Source organism: uncultured Sanguibacteroides sp., from assembly GCF_900543425.1.
GTDB lineage: Bacteria > Bacteroidota > Bacteroidia > Bacteroidales > Marinifilaceae > Gabonibacter.
Window position 1 is genome coordinate 56788 of the sequence record NZ_UQRQ01000008.1, and the last position, 12279, is coordinate 69066.

General features: G+C 40.0%; 8 protein-coding genes. 3 read left to right on the plus strand and 5 right to left on the minus strand.

The annotated features are described in order from the left end of the window. The first annotated feature begins 122 nt into the window (after nt 1-122). Entirely contained in the window at nt 123-3308 is a 3186-nt protein-coding gene (locus tag QZR76_RS05985) for a hypothetical protein (protein WP_294141317.1), read from the plus strand. Nucleotides 3309-3446: 138 nt separating this feature from the next. Next, nucleotides 3447-3923, plus strand: coding sequence for a fibronectin type III domain-containing protein (locus tag QZR76_RS05990; RefSeq protein ID WP_294141318.1), 477 nt, complete (start codon nt 3447-3449; stop codon nt 3921-3923). 259 nt (nt 3924-4182) lie between these two features. On the opposite strand, the gene QZR76_RS05995 is transcribed toward QZR76_RS05990, so the two are convergent. The 5 genes from QZR76_RS05995 to QZR76_RS06015 all read right to left on the minus strand — a co-directional run bounded on the left by QZR76_RS05995 (nt 4183) and on the right by QZR76_RS06015 (nt 10580). Continuing rightward, nucleotides 4183-5544, minus strand: coding sequence for a hypothetical protein (locus QZR76_RS05995; RefSeq protein WP_294141319.1), 1362 nt, complete (start codon nt 5542-5544; stop codon nt 4183-4185). Between the two features lie 152 nt (nt 5545-5696). Further along, nucleotides 5697-5918 carry a DUF2795 domain-containing protein gene (locus QZR76_RS06000; protein WP_009135471.1) on the minus strand — a complete coding sequence of 74 codons (222 nt, stop codon included), beginning with the start codon at nt 5916-5918 and terminating at the stop codon, nt 5697-5699. Between the two features lie 157 nt (nt 5919-6075). Beyond that, nucleotides 6076-7866 carry a chloride channel protein gene (locus tag QZR76_RS06005; protein ID WP_294141320.1) on the minus strand — a complete coding sequence of 597 codons (1791 nt, stop codon included), beginning with the start codon at nt 7864-7866 and terminating at the stop codon, nt 6076-6078. 14 nt (nt 7867-7880) lie between these two features. Next, entirely contained in the window at nt 7881-9002 is a 1122-nt protein-coding gene (locus tag QZR76_RS06010) for a DUF4831 family protein (RefSeq protein ID WP_294141322.1), read from the minus strand. A 54-nt stretch (nt 9003-9056) separates the two neighbouring features. Then, on the minus strand, nt 9057-10580 hold the full coding sequence (locus tag QZR76_RS06015) for an NAD(P)H-hydrate dehydratase (protein WP_294141324.1): 1524 nt from the start codon (nt 10578-10580) through the stop codon (nt 9057-9059). A 111-nt stretch (nt 10581-10691) separates the two neighbouring features. On the opposite strand from QZR76_RS06015, the gene QZR76_RS06020 reads away from it, so the two are divergent. Further along, nucleotides 10692-12251, plus strand: a complete 1560-nt coding sequence (locus QZR76_RS06020) for a peptide MFS transporter (RefSeq protein ID WP_294141325.1) — start codon at nt 10692-10694, stop codon at nt 12249-12251. The last annotated feature ends 28 nt before the right edge of the window (nt 12252-12279 follow it).

Below are 12279 nucleotides of genomic sequence, written 5' to 3' on the forward strand. Positions count from 1 at the left end.
ACATATTTTAATTATTATATTATATATTTGTAAAAAATAGAATATTATCATGACCTCAAGTTTTGATACACGGATCATGATTTAATTATTTTTAACGTTAAACACATTACTGAAAATTAAATATGAATTTTCGAAATGTTGGCTTACTTGCCTGTTACGAGATAAAAACGATCTCGAGAGAATGGAGTTTCCGAATGGTCACCGTGTTAAGCGTATTGATTGTCACTTCTCTCCATGTTATAACACAAAGCAATTTAGTTGAACCGGAATGGATTGCCATATCGTTACCCTCGGCCATTCCATACTCTAATGCTTGTTTAGTGATTTCCCTTCAAATGATTATCATCATTTTTTTCGCAGGAAATTTTTTGCGGGGAAACCGTCCCGAGGGAAGTAACTCGGCCCTGTCGGCACGTCCTTACTCGAATCTGGAACTGCTGTGGGGTAAAACAACAGGGTTTCTGATTTTAATGTTTGGGGTGGCTCTTCTTCAAGGGACAATAGCGATTTTCATTCATTTGTTCGGGAGTGATTCTCCCTTTGTCCTTTATCCTTACGTTTTTTATTTCTTCACCTTAACTTGCCCGATACTCTTTTTTTTCACGGGTTTGACGATGTACGTGAAAGGAATAACTCGTACTCCGGCACTTGCTATCGTGTTATTAATAGGTTCGTTGTACTTTTTCCTAAGTTTTGGCAGCGAATTATTTTATGGTGCTTTCGACGTGTCAGCCATCTCGTTACCCAACACCTTCTCCGACCTCACGGGATTTACGGGCTTAGGCGGTTACCTGTTACAGAGATCTTCTTTTTTAGCCTGGGGATGCGGCTTGATCCTCCTGAGTATCTCTTTTGTTAACAGGCTTCCTTCCGGCACGAAAAGTAATTTCTCAATCGGGCGACAAGGTGTGTGGTTCGTGGTACTGGGCCTAATCTTTTCCGGATTTTACACGGAAAGTTTTATCCGGCGTGATCATGAACGAAAGACGATCCGTGAAACATTGGCCAAATATCAACCCACGCCTAAAGTCAGCATCACAGATCACAATATTGAGTTTAAACAGGAAGGATATACCTACTCGGCATCCAGTAGGCTAAATTTACTGAATACAAATAATCAAAAGATAGATTCCGTTATCTTATACCTGAACTCCGGGCTAAAAGTGTTAAAATTAACATATAGAGGAAAGGCTATCCCCTTTAGACGGGAACATCAGGTTTTAACCCTTCCCCTATCAATGAAACCGGGAGAAACAAAACAAATCGAGATAGAGTATGGGGGATCGATCTCCTCCGTCGTTTGTTACCCGGAAATCGTCGATATAGATTCTCTCGCGAAAAACCGCCTCTATTACCAGTACAACATGGGACAAAATTATTATTACCTCCAACCGGACTATACCCTACTGACCCCCGAATGCTTGTGGTATCCCACGAGCAAACCCAATGTTAACGTCAATTTACCCCTCTCCACGGACCAGGATTACACCCGTTTCACATTACTGGTAAAGGGAGAACCTTCCAGAACGGCAATATCCCAGGGAGAAGAAACGAGAGAAGGAGAAAACACCCGTTTTATGAATAAAATCGCCTTACCCGGGTTAACCCTTTGCATGGGCGACTATACCCGAAAAAGTTTACAAAAAAATGGGATATTATATGAAATATTCTTGTTCAGGGACCATGAATACCTTATCCCTGAGGAGATCACTCCGGAGGAAGCTATAAAAAGTTGGAAAAGGATGTTCGGATATAACGACAAAGCATACGTTTTTACTAAATTAAACCTGGTAGAGACCCCTATTCATTTTTGCGCCTACAGCAGAAACTGGAAAAATAATAGCGAGCAAGTGCAACCGGAAATCATACTCCGTCCGGAAAGAGAAGCGTTACTTCCTTGGACATTTAGTATAAAAAGTAACCAAGAAAATCAGTTCTTGGACTGGTACATGAATTACCTTGCTTCTGGTACAAGAGATTTTCCCATGGGGAATATGTTTTTTAACCGCTTAACCGGAAATTACAATACAAAAAAAATAAAAAATGAAAGTGATATTTATTTCCTACAACAAAAAGATCACTACAACGTGTATTCTTCCTCTCCCGAGTTTACCGGAATAAATCGTTTGTTTCATTACATGCAACAAGGTTTTTATACAAACTTCAATGATGGAGTGAATGTTTATTATATAGGGAAAAATCTTAGGGACCGGAATCTTGCAGAAGTATTAGGTGAACCAAACGATGAAAAAGAAGTGGATAAGGCAATATATGCCAGGGGATATTATTTTCTCAAGTATATTTTATATCGCCCTGTTTCCCCGGAGGAGTTCGAACGCTTTAACTCCAACTTTATCCAAAGTCACGCTTTTCAGAGTTTCAGTTATGAAAAATACTGTGAGGAATTTGAAAATCAATTTGGGATACCCCTTTTGGAGCTAACCCGGAATCTATATAACGAAAATGGTTTCCCGGCTTTCCATTTTAAAGATGCGCAAGTGGACGACGTGGAAACTGTGGACGGAAAGCTAGGATATGTGTTCAGTATTAAAGTATGGAATAAGGGAAAACGAAATGGAATTCTTTCTTTTAAACATGTGGATGACATAGAGAAAAGAGAGTATTTTATCCCGAAAGGAAGTTGTAAAGAAATCAAAATATATTTCGAGGGAGATCGGGATAGTTACACGATTATATTATATACGAATGATTCTCAGAATCTTCCTTCATACTATACTTTTAACGAATTCCCTGAAAAAGGAATAATCGAAAAACCTGTAGATGGAATCTTTGAAACAGACACCCTTGCTTTTGCCCCGGAACCAAACGTATATATCGTGGACAACGAGGATCCGGGGTGTCGTATTGTAGAGCATCGTCGGTCTATAGAGAAATTACGCAAAAGTCACAAGACTCGTTGGTATTGGTTAGACAACGAAAATGCCTATGGAGAAGTTTCCAAAACTTTTTTCAGAAAAGCAGCAAAAGGGAATTCGGAAATCGAGTGGGAAGTAAATTTACCGGAATCTGGAAAGTATGAGTTGTTTATTTATAATCCTCTTGAAAAAAGTAAAAATTACCTTAGAAAAAGAAAAGAAAGAGAAACTTGGATACAAAAATATCGTTTTGTCCATGACAAAGGAAAAGAAGAAGTTGAAGTCGCCCTGTTGGAGGCAGAACACGGTTGGGTATCGCTCGGGACATATCAATTTCATGCCGGGAAGACAAAGATTACTTTGTCCGGACAAGGTGCCAATCGCTATCAATACATGTATGCAGATGCGGTAAAATGGGTTAAAATTAAATAATCGTATTTATATTCTCTGGAACAAAAGGTAAAGAGATTACAATCACATTTAAGCTTATCATCAAATTTCTAACGGTCAGAAAAATATTGGAATCCAATTATAAAAAAATAAATATTAGAGAGATAAAATAAAAAAGATATGAAAGCAAATAAGTTTTTTATTATATTGATACTGATGTTAGTATCAAATATTGTATTTGCCTCAGGCAACGGTAAAGTGCTTTTGAGAATCAAACCACCGAAAAATGAGGGAGGAGGAGCTTTGAAACGCTATCGTATTGAATATAGAAAATTTCAGGAAATACGTTGGGAGGAAATAAAAGAAAGACCTGAGGTAAAAAAAATCAACGGTAAGTATGTTGAACAAGAGTATCAAGTTAAAGAATTAGAAGAAGGAGAGAAGTATGTTTTTAGGGTAATGGCCGAAAATGTAATAGGACCAGGAGGCCCAGGCCCAGTATCGGAAAATGTTGAAGCAAGAGAAAGTGATCCTCTAAAAATCGAAGTACAGAGCGGAGAAGGATTAGGAGGCAAAAGTAAAAGTTGTTTTTCTTATTTATCCAAGACTCCTATCGTAAATCAAGGAACACTACTCATTTACAGGAAAGAAGACTAATTTAAATATATCCATTACAAAATCAAAATAGTTTATTAATCATATTCTCTCTAATATTTTATTTATAGACAAAGTCAATAAAATTTTTGTATAAGAAGAGACTGTCCGACAAAGACAGATCTGAATAGGCAAAACGAGATTTCTTTAAGAGATCTCGTTTTCTTTCTTTCCCCCCAAAAAAATAAGGTTTTATCAGCTGAATTTCAGTAATAAAACCTTATTTTGGGGAGATATCTTTGTTTTCGATAAAATAAATGTATTATTTAGGCAAACCAAATCGGGTTCTGAAATCTTTCAGTTCAATCACGAAATCGTCCATGGCGACAAATTCCGCATCACTGATATTTTCACCTTTATGCTCTATCGATTTATAGCGAGCCGCATAATCCGCTATTTCGGTAGAGAATTTCTTGTAATAGGTAGAATAAGTTCTCACGTGTAAAGTGGGGACATTACTTCCCATTTCGAATTCAAGTTTACGCAACCAACCGTCGCCTATTCCGTACGGGGTATTGAAATAAGGATTCAATGGTTGTCCGTGCTCCACTCCCACTTCACCTCTTTCCTGATAGTCGGCCAAGATTTGATATACTTCTCCCCCTTTGTCGTTTTTATCCATTCTCCTGTTTTGTCCATGTTCGTGTCCGCAAAGTACCAGAAAGATTTGAGCATTTTTCGAAATAAATTTACTCCATAGCTCTTCGGCATTATTATGATGATCGGAATCCGCCAGTTTCAAATCGACAATCGGATTAGCTTTACGTTGTCCTTTGGTATCGAGGTAATCGTGAGTCGTTAAGATGGTCGGATAATCTTTGTATTTGTCCAACACAGATTGAGCCCACGCGAGCACATCATTCGAGGGGGACATTTCCAAACCCAGATGAATAAATGTATATCCTCCGGCACGAATCATTTGCACAGAATTTGCCCCGCCGTTGTATGAATCAAGATACCAATCCTTTTGCGCAAAATACTTTGTATCGCACCCCAGAAGAGCATTGAAATTAGACAAACCTCCGATATGCAACATACCGATGTATTCCGGTAGATTCCCCAATATTTGAGAAGGATCGCTCACGGGAATCCATTTCGAATCACTCCACATAGCATCGTAGTCATGATTTCCGGGAACCGCACCGAAAGGGACCGATGCCTGATGCAAAATATCCAATCCTTTTTTTGCTATCGGCAATTCCACGTTATACACTCCTTCCGGTGAAACCTCTATCTCTGTCGAAAAATAGGGATTGGAAATGGCTTTGAACCCTCTTGCCGCATGTTCCGGATCCATATCGAGTGTTTGATGTTGCCACAAATCACCTACTGAAATGGCAAACACGATATCTCCACCCTTTGACTCCGAATGATCCGCAATGTATTGCATCTGTTGAATGAATAATTCCGAACAATCCAACGCAAATCCCTTCGATTTCTGATGTTTAAAGTCCGTCATGTTTTGAGCATCCGGAATTACAGCAATGGTAAAAGAAGTCTTCGTATTAACCGGCCCTGTTGAACCATCATCTTCACAAGACGTGATTACGAGCATCGTTAACGCACACAAAACAGCACATGTTCTAACAAATACATGTTCCTTAAATAATAATAACTTGTTCATGGTTTATTTTTTTTTGTTCGCACAAAAAAAGAGCAACAATGTTACAGCTATGCAACAGAAAAATTAAGATCCAGTGACTGCATAAATTATTCGGGTAGGAACAAAAAAAGCTATCTTTTCAGATAGCTCTCTCTATTTTTTACAACACAATTTCAATACTCATCCTCGTTAAAGAAAAAATCATCTTTACTGGGATAATCCGGCCAAATATCCTCGATGCTTTCGAATATCTCTTCATCGTCTTCAATATCCTGAAGATTTTCAATAACTTCCATAGGCGCCCCCGAACGAATGGCATAGTCTATCAACTCATCTTTTGATGCAGGCCAAGGTGCATCTTCCAATTTAGAGGCAAGTTCCAGTGTCCAATACATGATATATCGTTTTAGAGTAATTTTCTATATTTTGCCGCGAATATATGTTTTATTTCTAATAATACAACTCTATTCGTGCTACAAGATATTATTTAGAATAAATATAAATAATAGACTCCTCATCCATAATAAAATAGCGCAAAAGTTTCATGCCCTGTTACTCATCATCCGAGAAATGAATCAATACTTTACGATAAGTATTAAATATCTTCGCCTTAGATACGAACCCTATATATTTATATTCCTGAATAACAGGCAGATTCCAGGCTCCAGACTCCTCGAATTTTTTCATCACCTTCTCCATCGAATCCTCGATATCTATAACGACGGAAGGAGCCGTCATAAAGTCACGAACATAAGTTTTGGAGTACATCTCCTGATTGAACATTACCTTACGGATATCATCCAACAAAACAATTCCCAACAAATGTCCGTCAGCATCCAACACGGGAAAAAGATTACGACTCGACTTGGAAACAATCTTGACCAAATCACCTAAGGTAGCATCAATTCCGATGGTCTGAAAATCCGTCTCCACCACCTTATTCAATTTCATCAAAGTCAGAACGGCCTTATCTTTATTATGAGTCAACAAATCACCTTGCATCGCTAATCGACGGGCATAGATAGAATAAGGTTCCATCCCGCGGCTCGTCAGATAGGACATAACCGAAGTCAACATCAAAGGTAGAAGTAACGCATAACCGCCCGATATTTCAGCGATCAGGAACATGGCCGTCAAGGGGGCATTCATTACTCCGGACATCACCCCGGCCATTCCCGCCAAAACAAAATGACTCTCCGGAACCTCACGAATACCGCTCAGGTTAATTAGCATAGCTAACAGATAACCTGCAACTCCTCCCGTAAACAGACTCGGAGCAAAAACACCACCGACCCCCCCACTACCATTAGTCAATGCCGTGGCTATAACTTTTATGAACACCATACCGATAACAAAAAGCGGCAGTATCCATATTTTATCCCGAAAATCAAAGAAGTATGTATTATTCAACAACTTATCCGGCTGTCCCCCCATCATCGTATCCAAGGCCGTATATCCCTCACCGTATAACGGAGGAAAAACAAAAATAATGACACCCAACAACGCTCCTCCGATCGCCATCTTCTTAAACGGATGTTTGATCTTATTCAGAAAATGCTCCACCCGAAGATTCATCCGGATAAAATAGACGGAAAGAAGTCCCGTACATACTCCTAATAATACGTAATAAGGAAAATTTCCCATGGCAAACTTATCCGTAATCTGGTATGAAAACAGAAAACCGTCTCCCATAAAAAAGAAAGCGATCACGTAAGAAGTAATAGCCGTAAACATCAGGGGAACGAGCGAAGCCATCGTCAAATCCAGCATCAATACCTCCATCGTGAAAACGATACCGGCAATAGGAGCTTTAAAGATTCCCGCAATGGCTCCCGCGGCACCACATCCGACCATTAACGTCATAACCTTATAGTTCATACGGAAAAGACGAGCCAGATTCGAACCAATGGAAGCTCCCGTTAAAACAATCGTGGCCTCCGTTCCCACCGAACCACCAAAGCCAATGGTCAACGTACTCGCTATCATCGAAGAATAGTTATTATGAGGTTTAATCATGCTATTCCTCCGGGATATGGCATACAAAACTTTAGTTACCCCGTGACTGATATCCTCCTTGACAAAATACTTCACGAACAAGGTGGTCAACAATATACCGATAAAAGGGTAGACAAAAAAAAGGAGACTACCGCTATCGACCTGCATTCTCTCCGTAAAAAATATATGCGTGTAATGCACCATATTTTTCAACAAAACTCCGGCAAGTCCCGTTACGACCCCTACCAGTATACTTAATATCACGATAAATTGCTTCTCCTTGATATTACGCACACGCCACATTAAAAATTTCCCAAGAAACCCCTTCTCGCCAGTTGACTCAACCATATTTCTAATTCCTTTTATCGGTTCTTCTTCACACTCTTTAACGAACCGTATTCGGGGTAAAATTCAAGACTCATTCCCTCGTTATTAATCACATCCAAAGGAAATATCTTTGTATACCCTAATTGCGGAATAACACATTGTTTCGTAACCAGATTTTTATTACCACAAGTTAAAACCAGATTAGCAACGGCCGGAACTCGATAAGTCACCCCTATCACAGGCTTATGGGCAGAATCATTCTCCTTCGGAGGTAAAATCACATTCTGCACTTCAATTATATAGGGTTCGGCCGACACGTTATTTTTAGCGGCAATACCGCTTGTTTTCGAAAAACGGAAGAGGGTTACCGATTCATCCGCTTTTTGCGGCATATAAACAAACTCCCGTCTCACCTGCTCTTTTACCCTTTTACCCATAAAAAGGCTCAGGTAATCTTTTTCCAAAGCATCTAACTTTCCCAATGCCTCCCGGGTGGCAGGTCCGGAACTACTTGCTCCGGACAATAAATCCAATCTTTTTTTACGGATATCGAAAATTTCGTCTGTAATTTCCTTTACGTAATCCTTCTCCTCTTTCAGTACGTATCGTTCAATCGGGTCCCATACCCTACGCATCTCTCCCTCTACCTCTATCACGGAAAAATTAGAATCCAGAACCTCCTTCAATGTAGAACGTACTCCAAAACGAACGTATTCGATCTTCTGATCCTTATTTTCTTTAGGTACAATATAGAACACCTCTTTTTCCGACTCCATATTGGCCTGATTACCGTTCACTCCAGACAAAAAACCTTCCGGTGTCAGGTTTAAACAGATTCCGGTGTATTCTCCCGTAGTCGTCACGGAATAAATATTTTTAGTATCGGGAAGGACTTGCGGGGTTATCCGTATATCCTTAAGTTCCCACTCTTCCCCTGCCACATCTATATCAGGCCTAACCCCCAACTGCTGTTCGGCATAATGACGGAAAGGACCAGGTATTAATTTCACTCGTTCCATGGTCACTTCCACCTTAAAACTCACTTTAGGAAGCATATAACTCACCGAGACAGGGGTGGACAACTCTCTCTTCTTCTGTCCTAAAACCGACAAAGAAACGAACCCGATCAATACCCATATAAAACAAATCTTTTTCATGATCTCTCTCCTTATTATTTAAAAAAGAATCCTTACACGCTTTTTTTCTATTCCTTAAACTAACGTTTCCAATTTTCTCCATGCTTTTCCAAGAAAAGCGACAATATCTCCCGATTTCATTCCGCGTATTCCCATCTCCTCTCTCGCCAGATCTCCAGCCATTCCATGAATAAAAACTCCTGTCAAAGTCGCATCCAATATAGGCATACCACTTGCCAACAGTCCTGTAATAATCCCTGTCAACACATCTCCCGATCCACCTTTGGCCATTCCGGAATTTCCAGTTGCATTAAAATAACATTTTCCCTCCGGTGTAGCGACCACAGAATGAGCACCTTTTAATACAACATACACATTATATTTTCCTGCAAAAATGCTCAATTTATTTAATCTATCAAAATCATTTTCACTTTTTCCTGCTAATCTTTCAAATTCTTTGGGATGAGGCGTCAAAACTGCACCTTCGGGCAATAATTTTAACAAACGGGAATCAGCGGCAAGTAAATTCAGGGCATCCGCATCCAAAACCATCCTCCCTTTCCAATCTTTCAACAAACACTCCAACCCGAGAGCCGTTTCTGTCGATATCCCTATTCCCGGTCCAATACCCACGACCCGGTATTTTGACAAATCCGAAACACGAGTAAAACAGTCCTCATCAACATCTTCTTCAATTAAGGTTTCCGGTACGGCAAGATGCAAAATCTTTTTTAAGGAACGAGGAAGATGAAGGGTTAACAGACCTACACCCGAATGCAAAGCCCCCTCGGCAGCCAATATCGCAGCTCCCATCATTCTATAAGACCCGGCTATCATTAAAGCATGTCCCATTTCTCCTTTATGCACGAATTTCCCTACTTTCGGCAAACGGGAAGCAAGTACATCCGCCGTCAAATAATAATAGGGAGAAAACAGATCCTGTAAGACCTCCGGATGCAAGCCTATATTCAAAACCTCAAAATCTCCTACATAGCGATAATTTTCGGGAAACATAAAAGCCAATTTGGGAAATTGAAAGGTAAGCGTATAATCGGCTGCCACTATACTTCCCGTATTCTTTGCATTATCCTCCCCCAATAAGCCGGAAGGTACATCTACTGCAACAACCGGCAAAGCGGAGTGATTTATCTTATCTATTACTCCGGCACACCATCCTGTTACCGGACGATTCAATCCGGCTCCGAACAGGGCATCGATCCATATTCCCTGCTGGGGTTCCATATCGAAATCGGTAATCTCTCGAATATCGAAACACCTTCCGGAACGGGCCAGATAATCCTCCCGATACTTCTTACAATCGATAGATAAACACGCTCCAGTCCAAACCTGATACACTATGACTTCGTACCCTTTTTCCAATAAGATTCCGGCAACAGCAAAACCATCTCCCCCATTATTCCCTACTCCCGAAACTATGTTAAAAATAGAATTATTCGGAAAAATTTTCAAAAGCCGGGAGGTAAAAACTTCAGCCGCTCTCTTCATTAATAGTGATGAACTTATTGGCTCATGCTCAATGGTATATCTATCAATTTCTTTTAAATCAGATGTTTCAAAAATCTTATTATACTTTTTCATAGGTTCCAAGTTCAAACGTTTTCGTGTTTTAAAGATAAAAAATTATCCTATATTTGCGAGGTTGGAGTGCGAATAAAGTTAAATCATTATTAATTTATAAATATCAAAACTATGTTTAAAAAACACCCCAAAGGACTATTGGCGGCTGCCCTTGCTAATATGGGAGAACGCTTCGGTTTTTACATTATGATGGCAATTCTTACATTGTTCATCTCTGCAAAATTCGGTTTATCCGAGACCACAACCGGATACGTTTACTCGGCTTTTTATGCTTCCATTTACCTACTGGCATTAGTAGGAGGAGTTATTGCCGATAAAACGAAAAATTATAAAGGTACTATACTTATCGGTTTGATTCTGATGGCTGTCGGTTATCTGATCATTGCCATACCGACCCCGACACCCGTTCCCAGCATGGGACTCTATTTAACCATTACCTGTGTGGGACTTTTGGTTATTGCTTTTGGTAACGGTTTATTTAAAGGAAATCTTCAGGCTTTAGTCGGCCAAATGTATGATAACAATGAATATTCCGAAAGAAGAGATTCCGGGTTCCAAATATTTTATATGTTTATCAATATCGGCGGTTTTTTTGCCCCGTGGATCGCAATCGGTGTTAGAAACTGGTGGTTAAAAGTAAACAATTTTGATTACAACGCCGGGTTACCGGAGTTATGCCACCAATACCTTGCTCAAGGCTCCTCCATGCCGGCAGAATCTGTAACCCGTTTGACAGAATATGCCAATGCTGCCTATTTGGAAGGCTCGATGACGGATTTACCTACTTTTGTAAACAGCTATTTAGACGTTTTCAATCGTGGCTTCCAATACGCCTTTATGGCTGCGATCGGAGCCATGTTAATCTCTTTAGTAATCTATTTGGTTAACAAGCACAAATTCCCCGATCCAGCTAAAAAAGCAGTATCGCCCACCAAAAACACTCCTCAAATAAGCAAAGAAGAGATTAGCATGAACGCTCAAGAGATCAGGCAACGTATATACGCTTTATTCGCCGTATTCGGGGTTGTTATTTTCTTCTGGCTCTCCTTCCACCAAAACGGTTATTCCTTAACCTATTTTGCCCGCGATTACGTGAATTTAAATGTAATAGATATTAATTTAGGATTTACGCGAATTAAAGGAGCTGAAATATTCCAGGCAGTAAATCCCTTCTTTGTTGTAACGCTGACTCCGCTGATCATGTGGTTGTTCGGGTATTTAAAGAGACAAAGAAAAGAACCTTCAACGCCGATGAAAATTGCCATTGGTATGGGAATTGCGGCTCTTGCCTATATATTCCTGATGATTTTCTCTTTCGTGTTACCGGCAAAAGAGACATTAAGCACGATGACGGAAGCACAAATCAGTGCCATTCGTATCACCCCCTGGGTCATGGTAGGACTTTATTTCATCCTTACCGTTGCCGAACTGTTTATTTCTCCTCTCGGATTGTCTTTCGTTTCCAAAGTGGCACCTCCGCACTTACAAGGTCTAATGCAAGGTTGTTGGTTAGCGGCAACGGCCGTAGGAAACGCCTTACTATTTATCGGGGGACTCCTTTACACCTCCGTACCCATTTGGGCTTGTTGGCTGGTATTTGTTTGTGCCACCGCAGCTTCCATGATTGTCATGCTTTCCATGGTAAAATGGCTTGAAAGAGTAGCAAAATAAATAAAGCATAATATTTCAAAAGCGAGGT